The sequence below is a fragment of the Cricetibacter osteomyelitidis genome (assembly GCF_004340985.1).
Classification (GTDB): domain Bacteria; phylum Pseudomonadota; class Gammaproteobacteria; order Enterobacterales; family Pasteurellaceae; genus Cricetibacter; species Cricetibacter osteomyelitidis.
On sequence record NZ_SLYB01000002.1, the window covers coordinates 92,573 to 107,674 of the forward strand.

The following is a 15,102-nucleotide window of genomic DNA, read 5'->3' on the forward strand; positions in this document are numbered from 1 at the left end:
CAATGAAAACCATCGTTAATTTACATAAATCAGGTCGTGACATCGGTATTTGTTCCGTTTGTTCTGCTCACCCGTTGGTCATTGAAGCGGCATTACGTTTTGATTTACATACCGATAATAAAGTATTAATTGAAGCCACTTCAAATCAAGTAAATCAATTCGGCGGATATACCGGCATGCAACCGGCTGATTTCAGAGATTTTGTATTAGGTATTGCGAAAAATATCGGTTTTCCGGCGGAACGTTTAATTTTAGGCGGTGATCATCTCGGTCCGAACTGTTGGCAAAACGAACCGGCAGCCAGTGCAATGGAAAAATCCAAAGTGTTGGTGGCGGAATATGCCAAAGCCGGTTTCACCAAAATTCACTTGGATGCCTCAATGTCTTGTGCTGACGATCCGATTCCACTTGCACCGAAAACAGTGGCAGAACGAGCCGCACTTTTATGTCAAGCGGTAGAAAATGTTTTAACACCGACACAGAAGGAACAGGTGAGCTATATTGTGGGTACGGAAGTGCCTGTGCCGGGCGGTGAAGCACACGCTATTCAAACCGTCGATGTGACTACTGTAGACAGCATAAAAGAAACCATTGAAACCCATCGCCAAGCTTTCGCAGATTTAGGTTTAAACGAGGCTTTTAACCGTGTAGTGGGTGTGGTGGTGCAACCGGGTGTGGAATTTGATCATTCCAAAGTGATTTTATATAAACCGGAATTAGCAACCGATATTGTCAGCTTCATTGAAACTACCCCTTATATTTTTGAGGCACATTCCACGGATTATCAAACCCGTGAGAGTTATCGTAATTTGGTGAAAGATCATTTTGCAATCTTAAAAGTTGGGCCTGCGTTGACTTTTGCATTGCGTGAAGCCTTATTTGCTTTGGCAAAAATCGAAGATGAATTGATTTCACCGGAACACCGCAGTTATCTATTAAATGTTGCCGATCAAGTTATGCAAGACGAACCGAAATATTGGCAAAAATATTATTCATCACTACATTCCAAAGCCATGGTGGATTTGTATTTCAGTTTGTCTGATCGTATTCGTTATTATTGGCCTCATCCTCGTATTCAAAGTGCGGTGGAAAAATTAACAGAAAATTTGGCTCAAGCGGATATTCCCCTCGGGTTACTCAGCCAATACTTGCCGGAACAATTCCATAAAGTGTTACAAGGCTCGATAAAACGTTCACCGAATGCATTGATTTTAGATAAAATCCAACAAGTTTTAGCAGATTACGCATACGGTTGCCACGGAGAAAAAAATGCAAACTGAAGTTTTAATTAAAACCGATATCAGCTTTGACGGCTTTGAAAATGTACTGAATTTTTTAGCAGATGAACTGATAGCAAAAGGCATTGTAAAAGAAAGTTATCGTCAATCGGTAATAGAACGGGAAGAACATTTCCCCACCGGTATTGCTTTAGAACATTATGCGGTGGCCATTCCGCACTGTGAAGCGGAACATGCGTTGAAACCGGCAATTTATTTCATTCGACCGAATGACAAAGTGAATTTTAACCGTGCCGATGGAGACGGACAACTTGCAGTGGATTTGATTATCGCCTTGGTCGTTACCGATCCGCAACAGCAACTTAAACTGCTGCGTACCCTGTTCGGTAAATTGCAAGACAATGAATTTGTTGAACGTTTATTGGCGGCGACCGAAAGCGAGCTGCCTGTACTAATCAACCAAAACCTGAATTTCAACTAAACGGAGTGTGAATTATGAAAAAGAAAGTAATCGTAGCTTGTGGCGGTGCTGTTGCAACTTCTACTTTGGCAGCGGAAGAAATTAAAGAATTATGTGCTGAAAACAATATTCCGTTGGAATTGGTGCAATGCCGTATTAATGAAATCGACAGCTATATTGACGATGTGGATTTAATTTGTGCTACCGCCAAAATAAGCCAAACCTATGGTGATGTGCCTATTGTTCACGGTATGCCTTTTGTATCCGGTGTGGGTATTGATGAATTGAAAGAGAAAATCTTAACTATTTTAAGAGGATAAAACTATGTTTGCACAGGTAATGCAATATATTTTGGATCTCGGTCCGGCGGTAATGTTGCCGATTATTATCATCATTTTCTCTTTATTGCTGGGAATGAAATTCGGTGATTCTTTTAAAGCTGGTTTGCAAATCGGTATTGGGTTTGTGGGGATCGGTTTGGTTATTGGATTGATGTTGGATTCCATCGGTCCTGCTGCAAAAGCGATGGCACATACTTTTGATATTAATCTACACGTAGTGGATCTCGGTTGGCCAGGTACTGCACCTATTACTTGGGCATCACAAATCGCCTTAATAGCCATTCCTATTGCCATTGCGGTAAATGTGGTTATGTTATTACTCAAAATGACCCGAGTGGTAAATGTGGATATTTGGAACATCTGGCATATGACTTTTACCGGTGCCTTAGTGCATATAGCTACCGGCTCATACTGGTTAGGAATTTTAGGTGTGGTAGTACATGCAGCCTTTGCCTACAAATTAGGTGATTGGTTTGCCAAAGATACCAAGCACTTCTTTGAATTAGACGGCATTGCCATTCCGCACGGTACTTCCGCTTATCTCGGACCTGTCGCTGTGTTGGTGGATACTGTAATCGAAAAAATACCGGGTTTAAATAAAATTCACTTTTCAGCGGACGATTTACAAAAACGTTTCGGTGCTTTGGGTGAACCGGTAACCGTGGGTTTTATTATGGGAATTATCATTGGTTTATTGGCCGGATATGAAATTAAAGACGTATTACAACTAGGCGTGAAAACCGCAGCAGTAATGCTATTAATGCCGCGTGTCATCAAACCAATTATGGACGGCTTAACTCCAATTGCCAAACAGGCACGCAAAAAATTACAGGCTAAATTCGGCGGTCAGGATTTCTTAATCGGCTTGGATCCGGCGTTATTACTCGGTCAAACCGCTGTGGTATCTGCGAGCCTGATCTTTATTCCGGTGACTATTTTAATTTCCGTAATATTACCGACCAACCAACTCTTACCATTCGGTGACTTGGCAACCATCGGTTTCTTTGTAGCAATGGCGGTTGCGGTTCATCAAGGCAATTTATTCAGAACCTTGATTTCCGGCAGTATTATTATGTCCATCACCTTATGGATTGCTACTCAAACTATTCCGTTGGTTACTCAACTTGCTGCCAATGCGGGCACATTGAAAGCCGGTGAAATGGTGGGGGCGATGGACCAAGGCGGTGCTCCGATTACCTATCTATTAGTGCAATTACTCACCTTTGAAAATGTAATGGGCTTAGTGGTGATTGGTGTGGTGTATGCTTTAGGTGTGTATCTTACTTGGGCAAGAGCCAGAGCATACACTAAACAAATAGCCACGGAAAATCAGCAAGTATAAAAATAATAACCTAGGGTAATTTGCCCTAGGTATAACAAAATATTTGGAGAGATAAAATGAAAGCGGTTGTTATCGAATCAAACAATAATCCTGTGATAAAAGAAGTAGAAACGCCTAAAATCGTGGCGAACGACGATGTTTTAGTAAAAGTATTGTATTCCGGTGTTTGCGGCTCGGATATTCCACGTATTTTCCATAACGGCGCTCATAATTACCCGATTATCCTCGGTCACGAATTTAGTGGCCTAGTGGTGGGTAAAGGAAGTGCGGTGAAAAATTTGGATATTAATGATTTAGTGGTCTGTGCCCCTTTATTACCGTGCTTTAACTGCCCCGAATGTGAAAAAGGTTTCTATTCCCTGTGTAAAAATTACACCTTTGTAGGTTCAAGACGTGCCGGCGGTAATGCGGAATATATTAGCGTAAATGTAAAAAACTTGGTAAAAATCGACCGCACTTCTGACCCGTTATACAGCTCATTTATCGAACCCATTACCGTGGGCTTGCACGCTATCTACCTTGCCAACGGCTGTGAAAATAAAAATGTAATCATCGTCGGCGCCGGCACTATCGGCCTATTAGCCGCTCAAGCAGCGAAAGGATTAGGGGCGAAAACGGTCAGTGTGATTGATATTAACGAAGAAAAATTAACTCTTGCTAAAGAATTAGGGGCAGATTTTGCATTCAATTCAATGAAACAATCCGCTGCCGAAATTCGTGAACTGTTAAATGACTTGCGTTTTGATCAATTAGTATTGGAAACTGCCGGTGTGCCGCAAGCGGTTAATATTTCTATTGAAGTGGCAGGCCCTCGAGCTCAAATAGTGTTAGTGGGAACTTTGCATCACGATTTAACCCTTAATCAAACCGTATTCGGAATGATTTTACGTAAAGAATTGGCAATTTTAGGTTCATGGATGAATTATTCCCATCCTTGGCCGGGGCGTGAATGGACACAAGCCATGAAATTAATCAATACCGGCAAAATCAATATTCCGCCATTAATAGCTTCGGTTAAACAATTTGACGGTTACGTTCAAGCGGTAAAAAAACTTGAAGGAAAACCAATGAATGGTAAGATTGTGTTAAAAGCAAACTAACCGCAAGCAAATAAAATTATCTGAAATAAGGCGGCGGTGATAAAAGGAATAAAAATGAACACATTTGAAAGACGAAATCACATTATTGAACTACTACAACAAAACGGTACGGTATTGGTTGCCGATTTAGCAAAACGCTTTGACACCTCAGAAGTCACCATCCGCACGGATTTGCGTGTGTTGGAAGAACAACGCCGCCTCACTCGCTTCCATGGTGGAGCGGGGAAATTTCAAGCTCCACCCGACATAGACAGAGAAACGGAAGAACACAGAGAAAAGGTATTGGAAGAACGTTATACCTTATCCGCAGATCCGAAACAACGCATAGCGGAAAAAGCCGCAGCGATGATTAAAGAAGGTGATACCGTAATTTTAGACAGCGGCAGTACCACAATGATGATTGCTTACGAGCTATTAAAAATCAAAAATATCACCGTTATCACTAATAATTTACCGGCGGCTTATATTCTCTCCGATTCCCTTGACATCACTCTTGTTATTTGCGGTGGCTATGTGCGACATAAAACCCGCTCTATGCATGGTTCTATCACCGAAAGCACTTTACAAGGCATCAAAGCAGACATTATGTTCGTGGGAGCCGACGGCATTGATCCTAATGTAGGTATAACAACCTTTAACGAAGGCTATCATATCAGTGCTGTAATGGCGGAGGCTTCCGCCAAAGTGGTTGCCGTAGTAGATTCCACTAAATTTAATCGAAATGGGTTTAATTTAGTACTGCCGAAAGAGAAAATAAATACTCTTATTACCGATATTAAAGCTCCACAAGAAAAAGTATCTATTTTACGGGAAAGCGGAATTAATATTGAATTGGTATAACAAATACGATTATTTTAAGAACAACTAAAAATAAAAGAGCGGCTAAAAATATCAAAATTTTTCACCGCTCTTTATTCATTAAATTAAATGATTAAAAATTATCATTATATTCTTCATTATTATCTTCATTTTCTGAATTTAGCATTTTATCAGATGTTAAACCGGTTAATGATTTTTCCGGATGAGCCAATAATTCTTTACGTAATTTGGCTTCCAATGCCTCTGCTTGTTCAGGGTGTTCTTTCAACCATTTCATTGCATTGGTTTTACCTTGACCGATTTTTTCACCGTTCATAGCATACCAAGCACCGGCTTTTTCAATTAATTTATGTGCAACGCCTAAATCGATCAATTCGCCGTTTTTGGAAATTCCTTCGCCATAGTAAATTTGGAAATCCACTTGACGGAACGGGGCTGCTACTTTATTTTTCACCACTTTTACGCGGGTTTCATTACCAATAATTTCTTCACCGTTTTTAATAGCACCGGTACGACGAATATCTAAACGCACGGAAGCATAAAATTTTAATGCATTACCGCCGGTGGTAGTTTCCGGATTACCGAACATAACACCTATTTTCATCCGAATTTGGTTAATAAACACCACTAAGCAATTAGCAGATTTAATATTACCGGTGAGTTTACGCAATGCTTGTGACATTAAACGGGCCTGCAGACCTACGTGGGAATCGCCCATATCGCCTTCTATTTCCGCTTTCGGCGTTAATGCTGCCACAGAGTCCACAATCACTACATCTACCGCACCTGAACGCACTAAGGCATCACAAATTTCTAAGGCCTGTTCGCCGTTATCCGGTTGAGAAACCAATAATTCAGCCGTATTAACACCTAATTTCGCTGCATAAATAGGATCTAAAGCATGTTCCGCATCAATAAAGGCACAAGTTTTACCTTTTTTCTGTGCTTGAGCAATCAATTCAAGAGTCAACGTGGTTTTACCCGATGATTCCGGTCCGAAAATTTCTACGATACGACCCATTGGCAAACCGCCGATCCCTAAGGCAATATCCAAACCTAAAGAACCTGTAGAAACGGATTCTATATCCAAATCGGGCGTATCTCCCAGTTTCATAATAGAACCTTTACCAAATTGTTTTTCAATTTGACCTAATGCCGCAGCCAATGCTTTTTGTTTTTCTTCAGAGGCATTACCACCCGCTACTTTATTTACAATTTTAGTCGGTTTATCGTTTTTAGCCATTTTCAAATTCCTTATATCATCAGTAATAAAATAAATTTTCCCGTATTTTATACTGTATAGGATCACAGTAACAAGTAAATTTTGATCTTTTTTTAATTTTTTAAAGAATTAAATAAACTTAATAAGTTATAAACTATATTAATGACAGTTTAAATAAAAGAAACAAAAGATAGTAACGATCATTTTTGGAAACCAGATCACAAAATAACAAAATTTTTAATAAAAAGGTATTATTTATGCAAAACGGTGATAGATTAACCAAAAGATCCTGTGGATAAATTTATTTATAAATCTGTGTAAAATACAGGAATAACGCTTTAATAACTTTAAACCAAATAACCATTGTGGATAAACAGCATAGTTATCCACAACAAATGATCCTAAAAAAGGATAGATTTTCACAACTAAAGATCAAAGTTAAGATCTTTAGATCTAAAGAAAAAAAGATCTTATTCACAAGATCGAAAGGATCTAATAATAGTAATAATAAGATCTTTATATATAAATAAGATCTTTCTTTTATAAGCAACAGGATCTCAAAAAAGGGCTTTTTAGCTAATCCGTAAATGTTGCTTTCAAGCAAGGGGAATTTTCAGTAAAATACGCCAAATTTATTTTAATACTGAATTTAAGAAGAAATTATGTTTTATACTGAAAACTATGATGTGATCGTTATTGGCGGCGGTCATGCCGGTACGGAAGCAGCTCTTGCCCCTGCTCGGATGGGATTAAAAACACTACTGATTACACACAATGTTGATACATTAGGACAAATGTCTTGTAATCCTGCGATTGGTGGGATTGGTAAGGGGCACTTAGTAAAAGAAATTGATGCGATGGGTGGTTTAATGGCAACGGCTGCCGATCAGGCGGGGATTCAGTTTCGTACCTTAAACAGTTCAAAAGGCCCTGCGGTGCGGGCAACCCGTGCTCAAGCTGATCGTGTGCTGTATCGTCAAGCAGTGCGTATTGCTTTAGAAAATCAAGAAAATTTAGATATTTTCCAACAAGAAGTAACGGATATTTTATTGGATCAGGATCGAGTTTCAGCGGTAGAAACCAAAATGGGGCTGAAATTCCGTGCTAAAACAGTGATCTTAACTGCCGGTACTTTTTTAGCAGGTAAGATCCATATTGGTTTGGAAAATTATAGCGGTGGTCGTGCCGGCGATCCTGCAGCAGTCATGCTGGCGGATCGTTTGCGTGATCTGGGATTGCGGGTTGATCGTTTAAAAACCGGTACACCACCGCGTTTGGATGCTCGTACCATTAATTTTGATGTATTAGCCAAACAGCACGGCGATGATATATTGCCGGTGTTTTCTTTTATGGGATCCGTAGATCAACATCCTCGTCAGATTCCCTGTTATATTACCCATACCAATGAACAAACTCATGACGTGATTCGTAATAATTTGGATCGCAGTCCGATGTACACTGGTGTGATAGAAGGGATCGGACCGCGTTATTGTCCGTCTATTGAAGATAAAGTAATGCGTTTTGCAGAACGTAATTCTCATCAAATTTACTTGGAACCGGAAGGACTGACATCCAATGAAATTTATCCGAACGGAATTTCTACCAGCCTGCCTTTTGATGTGCAAATGAAAATAGTAAATTCCATGAAAGGTATGGAACATACCCGTATTATGAAGCCGGGTTATGCTATCGAATATGATTATTTTGATCCCCGTGATTTAAAACCTACTTTAGAAACTAAAGCAATCCGTGGTTTATTTTTTGCCGGTCAGATTAACGGCACGACCGGTTATGAAGAAGCAGCGGCACAAGGTTTGTTAGCAGGTATTAATGCGGGTCTTTTAGTGCAAGAAAAAGAACAGTGGTATCCGCGTCGTGATCAATCTTATACCGGTGTGTTGGTAGATGATCTCTGTACTTTAGGCACAAAAGAACCCTATCGTGTTTTCACTTCCCGTGCGGAATACCGTTTGTTATTGCGTGAAGACAATGCGGATATGCGTTTAACGCCGATTGCTTATAAATTAGGATTGATTGATGACAAACGATGGGCTCGTTTTAATGAAAAAATGAATAATATTGAGCTGGAAAAACAACGTTTACGTAGTATTTGGCTGCATCCTCGTTCCGAATATTTAGATGAAGCCAATCAGGTATTGGGTTCGCCTTTAGTGCGTGAAGCCAGCGGTGAAGATTTATTACGTCGTCCGGAAATTTCTTATGAAATTCTGACCGCACTTACGCCGTTCCAACCTGCTTTGAGCGATAAAGAAGCGGCGGAACAAGTGGAAATAGGAGTGAAATATCAAGGCTATATAGAACATCAATTGGAAGAAATCGAAAAACAAAAACGCCACGAAAATACTGTAATTCCAACAACCTTTGATTATGCTTCCGTTTCCGGACTTTCTAACGAAGTGCGGTCTAAATTGGAACAACATCGTCCGGTTTCTATCGGTCAAGCCAGTCGAATTTCCGGCGTGACACCGGCGGCTATTTCTATTTTGCTGGTGTACCTGAAAAAACAGGGTATGTTAAAGCGGGGTGAATAATGATGAACCTTGAACAACAGTTAGCAGAAAAACTGGAAATTTTGTTAAAACAGACCGCACTTTCCGTGACCGATCGACAAAAAAAACAGCTGGTGCAGTTAGTGTTGTTATTACAAAAATGGAATAAAGCCTATAATCTGACTTCCGTGCGTGATCCTTTGGAAATGTTGATAAAACATATTTTGGATAGCGTGATTGTTAGCCCTTATTTACAAGGCGAACGTTTTATTGATGTGGGTACAGGTCCCGGTTTGCCGGGCTTGCCGCTAGCGATTATCAATCCCGATAAACAGTTTGTATTATTAGACAGTCTCGGCAAACGCATTAGTTTTATCCGTAATGCTGTGCGTGAGTTAGATCTGACTAACATACAGCCGGTGCTTAGTCGCGTAGAAGAATTTGCACCCGATCATCTATTTGACGGAGTATTAAGTCGGGCTTTTGCCTTATTAAAAGATATGACGGATTGGTGTCATCATTTGCCTGCCGAAAATGGTCTGTTTTATGCTTTAAAAGGGCAATATCAACAAGATGAAGTGCAGCAATTGGATAAAAAATTTAAGGTACTGCAAGTGATTGAATTGCAAGTACCCGAATTAGTGGGTGAACGACATCTGATACTGATTCGTTAAGGTTTTATAGGTTATATAATTTAATTAAGAAAATAAAATTTTGCTTGTTTTTTAATTAAATGTTAAATTTTTGTATGAAATGTGATCTTTATCACATTTTTATTTGATCTAAAGGCATATTTATTATACGGAAAACATTGAATAATATGCTTTCTAACGTATAATAGGGGGCGTTTGATTTGTTGTAAATTTATATGCCTGTTCATATAAAATGGAATAAAAATGTCGGCAATATTAAAACGAACAAAAAAAATGTACCGAAAAGTAATACTTATTGAATTACTGTGTTTTATAACGGCGACATTGCTTATCATTTGTTATCAAATTAATGACGGAATTGCTTTTGCCTTGGGGGTATTCAGTATTTTCGTTCCGCAATGTGCCCTGATTTTTTTTGTTTATTTTCGCCGCCAATCTCAACAAAATATGCAGAATATGACCGCACTTTACCAAGGTGAAGCGATCAAGTTTGCAATAACCATTGTATTGATGGCGGGATTTTTCTCTTTGTATCAAACAATGAATTACATTTTCTTTTTTGTCGGTTTTATTGTGGCATTAGTGCTTAATAACTTACTGCCTATTTATTTCAAACAAAAAGAAAACCAAAAACAGAATGTATTTAATTAATTATCAATAGGATAGTTTATGGCTGGGCAAGCAACTGAACTTACATCTGAAGGTTACATTCAGCATCACTTACAGTTTTTAACTACAGGTGATTCTTTTTGGTCCGTTCATCTCGACTCTATTTTCTTTAGCGTATTATCCGGTTTGGTTTTTCTTTGGATATTCCGTTCGGCAGCGAAAAAAGCGACTAGCGGTGTACCGGGAAAGCTACAATGTTTTGTAGAAATACTGGTTGAATGGGTTGATGGTGTCGTACGTGAAAATTTTCACGGTCCGCGTAATGTGGTCGCACCATTAGCTTTAACCATTTTCTGTTGGGTTTTCATTATGAACCTGATCGATTTGGTACCGGTAGATTATTTGCCGCAAACAGCTCAAATGACCGGTCTTCACTATCTGCGCGCAGTACCGACGGCTGATATCAGTATTACCCTTTCTTTAGGTATCGGCGTATTTTTCCTTATTTTATACTACACGGTTAAATCCAAAGGATTTAGCGGTTTAGTGAAAGAATATACTCTACATCCGTTTAATCACTGGGCTTTAATTCCGGTAAACTTTATCCTTGAAACCGTTACGCTTTTGGCAAAACCTATTTCTTTGGCATTCCGGTTATTCGGTAATATGTATGCCGGTGAATTGATTTTCGTTTTAATCGCGGTAATGTACGGAGCGAACGGATTAATTGCGGCAATGGGTGTACCTTTACACTTGATTTGGGCTATCTTCCATATTTTAGTTATTACTCTGCAAGCGTTCATCTTTATGATGTTGACTGTAGTGTACTTAAGTATTGGTTATAACAAAGCCGATCATTAAAACGAATTCGATTTTTAACGAATAGAATAAAAGTGCGGTGGATTTTTAATAAATTTTATAAAAACTGACCGCTCTTAATACAAAAAATTTTTATTAACTAAACCTAGCCATTCGGCTAATTCCTTCAACTTAATGGAGAAAACTATGGAAACTGTAATTTCATCAACTATCATTGCATCAGCGATTTTGCTAGCATTTGCGGCGATTGGTACGGCAATCGGCTTTGGTTTGCTTGGCGGTAAATTCTTAGAATCTTCTGCTCGTCAACCAGAATTGGCAAACAGCTTACAAACAAAAATGTTCATTATCGCCGGTCTATTAGATGCGATTTCAATGATTGCTGTTGGTATTGCTTTACTTTTCATCTTCGCAAACCCATTTATTAGTTTATTATCATAATAAACAGAGTTGGACTTAGTGTTAAATAACCAATTGGTTTGTTCTGAAACAAACTAATAACCAACTCGAGGAGGACGTTGTGAATTTAAATGCAACATTAATTTGGCAAACGGTAGCCTTTATTCTTTTCGTACTGTTTTGTATGAAATTTGTATGGCCGCCGATCATCAAAGCGATTGAAGAGCGTCAGGCAAAAATTGCCGATGCACTTGCATCCGCTGATGCTGCGAGAAAAGAGCAGGCTGATACTAAAGTATTGGCAGAGCAAGAAATTGCGAAAGCGAAATCTCAAGCACAAGAGATTGTTGATTTAGCCAATAAACGTCGTAATGAAATTTTAGAAAATGTAAAAACCGAAGCAGATGAATTAAAAGCGAAAATTATCGCTCAAGGTCATGCCGAAGTGGAATCCGAACGTAAACGGGTGCAAGAAGAATTACGCGTTAAAGTGGCATCATTGGCAATTGCCGGTGCTGAGAAAATTGTGGGTCGTACAGTAGATGAAGCGGCAAACAATGACATTATTGATAAATTAGTTGCAGAACTCTAAGGTGAGCCTTATGTCGGAATTAACTACTATCGCTCGCCCTTATGCAAAAGCCGCATTTGATTTTGCAGTAGAAAACAAAAGTATTGATCAATGGCAGAATATGCTTGATTTCGCTACTCAGGTTGTTGAAAACAAAACTATTCAACAATTTTTACGCGGCGATTCATCAGTACATAAAACAGCGGATACTGTAATTGCAATTTGTGGTGACAAACTTAATGAGCAGGGGCGTAACTTTATTAAGCTAATGGCGGAAAATCAACGTTTGACCGCACTTCCGGCAGTGTTTCAGCAATTTTTATCTTATGTTGCCGAACATCAAGCAACTGCGGACGTTGATGTCATTTCAGCTCAACCATTAAGTGATGTACAGATTAAAAAAATCCAACAAGCAATGGAACGTAAACTTGATAAAAAAGTGAAATTACATTGTACTGTGGACAGCACATTGATCGCAGGGGTAATTATTCGTGCCGGCGATATGGTGATTGACGGTTCAAGCCGTGGACAACTCACCCGTTTGGCAAACGAATTACAACTGTAAGAGGAACAATATATGCAACTAAATTCTACAGAAATTAGTGAATTAATTAAAAAACGAATTGCCGATTTTAATGTAACGAGTGAAGCTCGTAATACTGGTACAATCGTTTCCGTAAGTGACGGTATTATTCGTATCAGTGGCTTAACGGATGTGATGCAAGGTGAAATGATTGCATTACCGGGTAATATTTATGCCATGGCATTGAACTTGGAACGTGATTCAGTCGGTGCTGTGGTAATGGGCCCTTACACCGATTTAGCGGAAGGTATGGAAGTTCAATGTACCGGCCGTATTCTTGAAGTACCGGTAGGTCGCGGTTTGTTAGGTCGTGTGGTAAATACGTTAGGTCAGCCAATTGACGGTAAAGGCGAAATTGAAAATGACGGTTTCTCGCCGGTTGAAGTAATTGCACCGGGTGTTATCGAACGTAAATCCGTTGATCAGCCAGTACAAACCGGTTATAAAGCCGTTGACTCAATGGTACCAATCGGTCGCGGCCAACGCGAATTGATCATCGGTGACCGTCAAACAGGTAAAACCGCATTAGCTATTGATGCTATTATCAACCAACGTGATTCAGGTATTAAATGTATCTATGTGGCAATCGGTCAAAAAGCATCGACAATCGCCAACGTAGTGCGTAAATTGGAAGAACACGGTGCATTAGCCAATACTATTGTAGTTGTCGCTTCGGCATCGGAATCAGCGGCATTACAATATTTAGCACCATATTCAGGTTGTGCGATGGGGGAATATTTCCGCGATCGTGGTGAAGATGCATTAATCGTATATGATGATTTATCCAAACAAGCGGTAGCTTATCGTCAAATTTCCTTATTATTACGCCGTCCGCCGGGCCGTGAAGCATTTCCTGGTGATGTATTTTATTTACACTCACGTTTACTTGAACGTGCTTCCCGTGTAAACGAAGAATACGTAGAAAAATTCACCAAAGGTGCAGTAAAAGGTCAAACAGGTTCTTTGACTGCATTACCGATTATCGAAACTCAGGCCGGTGACGTATCAGCGTTCGTTCCGACTAACGTAATTTCTATTACCGACGGTCAGATTTTCTTAGAATCCAATATGTTTAATGCGGGTATTCGTCCGGCAGTAAACCCGGGTATTTCCGTATCCCGGGTAGGTGGTGCAGCACAAACTAAAGTGATTAAAAAATTAGCCGGTGGTATTCGTACTGCACTTGCTCAGTATCGTGAATTAGCGGCGTTTGCTCAATTTGCCTCCGATCTTGACGATGCAACCCGTAAACAATTGGCACATGGTGAAAAAGTAACCGAATTGTTGAAACAAAAACAATATGCACCGTTATCCGTTGCTGAACAAGCAGTAATGTTGTTCGCTGTGGAATTCGGCTATTTAGAGGATGTGGAGTTAAACAAAATTGCTGATTTTGAGACCGCACTTTTAGATTACGCGAAACGTACAAATGCTGATTTTATGCAGGATTTAACCAAAGCCGGTAATTATAACGATGAAATCAAAGATACGTTAAAAGGTATTTTAGATACATTCAAAGCAAATAATACCTGGTAATAGCGGAAACGGAGAAACGAAATGGCAGGTGCAAAAGAGATAAAAACCAAAATTGCCAGTGTACAAAGTACACAAAAAATTACTAAGGCAATGGAAATGGTAGCTACATCGAAAATGCGTAAAACGCAGGATCGTATGGCTTCATCTCGCCCGTATTCTGAAACAATTCGTCACGTTATCAGCCACGTATCTAAAGCCAGTATCGGTTATAAACATCCGTTTTTAGTCGAGCGTGAACCGAGAAAAATCGGTATGTTAGTTGTTTCTACAGACCGCGGTATGTGTGGTGGTTTGAATATTAATTTATTTAAATCCATTATGACCGAAATTAAACAATGGAAGGAAAAAGGCGTTGATGTTGAACTGGGTATTATCGGTTCGAAAGGTATTGCTTTTTTCCGTTCATTAGGGGTAGAAATCAGAACACAACATTCCGGTATGGGCGATAATCCTTCGGTAGAAGAATTAATCGGTATTGCGAACCAAATGTTTGAAGTTTATAAAAAAGGCAAAATTGATGCAATCTATATTGCCTATAATCAATTCATCAATACGATGTCGCAAAAACCGCTTGTCCAACAATTGGTTCCGCTACCGGAATTAGATAGCGATAATTTAGACGAAAAACAATCTTGGGATTATATTTACGAGCCGGATCCGAAAGTGCTGTTAGACAGCCTATTGATCCGTTATTTAGAATCTCAAGTTTATCAATCGGTGGTTGATAATTTGGCTTCGGAGCAGGCAGCTCGGATGGTAGCAATGAAAGCAGCAACAGATAATGCAGGTAATTTAATCAATGAATTGCAGTTGGTGTATAACAAAGCCCGTCAAGCAAGTATCACAAATGAATTAAATGAAATTGTAGCCGGTGCGGCAGCAATTTAACAAATCTTAGAG

16 protein-coding genes are annotated in these 15,102 nt (G+C 39.4%); 15 read left to right on the forward strand and 1 reads right to left on the reverse strand.

Annotated features, from left to right (window positions below; translation table 11 throughout):
* Positions 1–2: 2 nt before the first annotated feature.
* Genes gatZ through EDC44_RS01590 form a run of 6 tightly spaced genes read left to right on the forward strand, consistent with a single transcriptional unit; the run spans position 3 to position 5,321 of the window.
* Entirely contained in the window at positions 3–1,280 is a 1,278-nt protein-coding gene (gene gatZ / locus EDC44_RS01565; protein WP_131974698.1) for a tagatose-bisphosphate aldolase subunit GatZ, read from the forward strand.
* On the forward strand, positions 1,270–1,719 hold the full coding sequence (gatA, locus tag EDC44_RS01570) for a PTS galactitol transporter subunit IIA (protein ID WP_131974700.1): 450 nt from the start codon (positions 1,270–1,272) through the stop codon (positions 1,717–1,719). The genes gatZ and gatA overlap by 11 nt, the downstream gene beginning before the upstream one ends.
* Before the next feature lie 14 nt (positions 1,720–1,733).
* Entirely contained in the window at positions 1,734–2,018 is a 285-nt protein-coding gene (gene gatB, locus EDC44_RS01575; RefSeq protein ID WP_131974702.1) for a PTS galactitol transporter subunit IIB, read from the forward strand.
* Positions 2,019–2,022: 4 nt separating this feature from the next.
* On the forward strand, positions 2,023–3,381 hold the full coding sequence (locus EDC44_RS01580) for a PTS galactitol transporter subunit IIC (protein WP_131974704.1): 1,359 nt from the start codon (positions 2,023–2,025) through the stop codon (positions 3,379–3,381).
* Positions 3,382–3,437: 56 nt separating this feature from the next.
* Complete coding sequence (locus tag EDC44_RS01585) at positions 3,438–4,481, forward strand: zinc-binding dehydrogenase (RefSeq protein WP_131974706.1); 1,044 nt, start codon at positions 3,438–3,440, stop codon at positions 4,479–4,481.
* Positions 4,482–4,535: 54 nt separating this feature from the next.
* Positions 4,536–5,321 (forward strand): DeoR/GlpR family DNA-binding transcription regulator, encoded by a 786-nt coding sequence (locus EDC44_RS01590; protein ID WP_131974708.1) that lies wholly within the window; start codon positions 4,536–4,538, stop codon positions 5,319–5,321.
* Positions 5,322–5,412: 91 nt separating this feature from the next.
* Here EDC44_RS01590 and recA read toward each other — a convergent pair whose 3' ends face one another.
* Positions 5,413–6,543, reverse strand: a complete 1,131-nt coding sequence (recA, locus tag EDC44_RS01595; protein ID WP_131974710.1) for a recombinase RecA — start codon at positions 6,541–6,543, stop codon at positions 5,413–5,415.
* 641 nt (positions 6,544–7,184) lie between these two features.
* On the opposite strand from recA, the gene mnmG reads away from it, so the two are divergent.
* The 9 genes from mnmG (at position 7,185) to atpG (ending at position 15,090) form a co-directional block, all read left to right on the forward strand.
* Positions 7,185–9,074: a tRNA uridine-5-carboxymethylaminomethyl(34) synthesis enzyme MnmG gene (gene mnmG / locus EDC44_RS01600; RefSeq protein ID WP_131974712.1), complete on the forward strand. Its 1,890-nt coding sequence runs from the start codon at positions 7,185–7,187 to the stop codon at positions 9,072–9,074.
* Complete coding sequence (gene rsmG, locus EDC44_RS01605) at positions 9,074–9,706, forward strand: 16S rRNA (guanine(527)-N(7))-methyltransferase RsmG (RefSeq protein WP_131974714.1); 633 nt, start codon at positions 9,074–9,076, stop codon at positions 9,704–9,706. The genes mnmG and rsmG overlap by 1 nt, the downstream gene beginning before the upstream one ends.
* A 222-nt stretch (positions 9,707–9,928) precedes the next feature.
* Positions 9,929–10,336: an ATP synthase subunit I gene (locus EDC44_RS01610; protein ID WP_131974716.1), complete on the forward strand. Its 408-nt coding sequence runs from the start codon at positions 9,929–9,931 to the stop codon at positions 10,334–10,336.
* A gap of 18 nt (positions 10,337–10,354) precedes the next feature.
* On the forward strand, positions 10,355–11,155 hold the full coding sequence (atpB, locus tag EDC44_RS01615; RefSeq protein ID WP_131974718.1) for a F0F1 ATP synthase subunit A: 801 nt from the start codon (positions 10,355–10,357) through the stop codon (positions 11,153–11,155).
* A gap of 144 nt (positions 11,156–11,299) precedes the next feature.
* Positions 11,300–11,554 (forward strand): F0F1 ATP synthase subunit C, encoded by a 255-nt coding sequence (gene atpE, locus EDC44_RS01620; RefSeq protein WP_131974720.1) that lies wholly within the window; start codon positions 11,300–11,302, stop codon positions 11,552–11,554.
* Between the two features lie 79 nt (positions 11,555–11,633).
* Complete coding sequence (gene atpF, locus EDC44_RS01625; protein WP_131974722.1) at positions 11,634–12,104, forward strand: F0F1 ATP synthase subunit B; 471 nt, start codon at positions 11,634–11,636, stop codon at positions 12,102–12,104.
* Between the two features lie 10 nt (positions 12,105–12,114).
* A complete protein-coding gene (gene atpH, locus EDC44_RS01630) occupies positions 12,115–12,648 on the forward strand; it encodes a F0F1 ATP synthase subunit delta (protein WP_131974724.1) in 534 nt (177 codons plus the stop codon).
* 12 nt (positions 12,649–12,660) lie between these two features.
* A complete protein-coding gene (gene atpA, locus EDC44_RS01635; RefSeq protein ID WP_131974726.1) occupies positions 12,661–14,202 on the forward strand; it encodes a F0F1 ATP synthase subunit alpha in 1,542 nt (513 codons plus the stop codon).
* A gap of 21 nt (positions 14,203–14,223) precedes the next feature.
* The gene (gene atpG, locus EDC44_RS01640) at positions 14,224–15,090 is read left to right on the forward strand and encodes a F0F1 ATP synthase subunit gamma (protein ID WP_131974728.1); all 867 of its coding nucleotides are present in this window, start codon (positions 14,224–14,226) and stop codon (positions 15,088–15,090) included.
* Positions 15,091–15,102: the final 12 nt, after the last annotated feature.

Coding starts and splice junctions, on each gene's coding strand:
- gatZ (WP_131974698.1), top strand. CDS start 3: ATGAAAACCATCGTTAATTTACATAAATCAGGTCGTGACATCGGTATT.
- gatA (WP_131974700.1), top strand. CDS start 1,270: ATGCAAACTGAAGTTTTAATTAAAACCGATATCAGCTTTGACGGCTTT.
- gatB (WP_131974702.1), top strand. CDS start 1,734: ATGAAAAAGAAAGTAATCGTAGCTTGTGGCGGTGCTGTTGCAACTTCT.
- EDC44_RS01580 (WP_131974704.1), top strand. CDS start 2,023: ATGTTTGCACAGGTAATGCAATATATTTTGGATCTCGGTCCGGCGGTA.
- EDC44_RS01585 (WP_131974706.1), top strand. CDS start 3,438: ATGAAAGCGGTTGTTATCGAATCAAACAATAATCCTGTGATAAAAGAA.
- EDC44_RS01590 (WP_131974708.1), top strand. CDS start 4,536: ATGAACACATTTGAAAGACGAAATCACATTATTGAACTACTACAACAA.
- recA (WP_131974710.1), bottom strand. CDS start 6,543: ATGGCTAAAAACGATAAACCGACTAAAATTGTAAATAAAGTAGCGGGT.
- mnmG (WP_131974712.1), top strand. CDS start 7,185: ATGTTTTATACTGAAAACTATGATGTGATCGTTATTGGCGGCGGTCAT.
- rsmG (WP_131974714.1), top strand. CDS start 9,074: ATGATGAACCTTGAACAACAGTTAGCAGAAAAACTGGAAATTTTGTTA.
- EDC44_RS01610 (WP_131974716.1), top strand. CDS start 9,929: ATGTCGGCAATATTAAAACGAACAAAAAAAATGTACCGAAAAGTAATA.
- atpB (WP_131974718.1), top strand. CDS start 10,355: ATGGCTGGGCAAGCAACTGAACTTACATCTGAAGGTTACATTCAGCAT.
- atpE (WP_131974720.1), top strand. CDS start 11,300: ATGGAAACTGTAATTTCATCAACTATCATTGCATCAGCGATTTTGCTA.
- atpH (WP_131974724.1), top strand. CDS start 12,115: ATGTCGGAATTAACTACTATCGCTCGCCCTTATGCAAAAGCCGCATTT.
- atpA (WP_131974726.1), top strand. CDS start 12,661: ATGCAACTAAATTCTACAGAAATTAGTGAATTAATTAAAAAACGAATT.
- atpG (WP_131974728.1), top strand. CDS start 14,224: ATGGCAGGTGCAAAAGAGATAAAAACCAAAATTGCCAGTGTACAAAGT.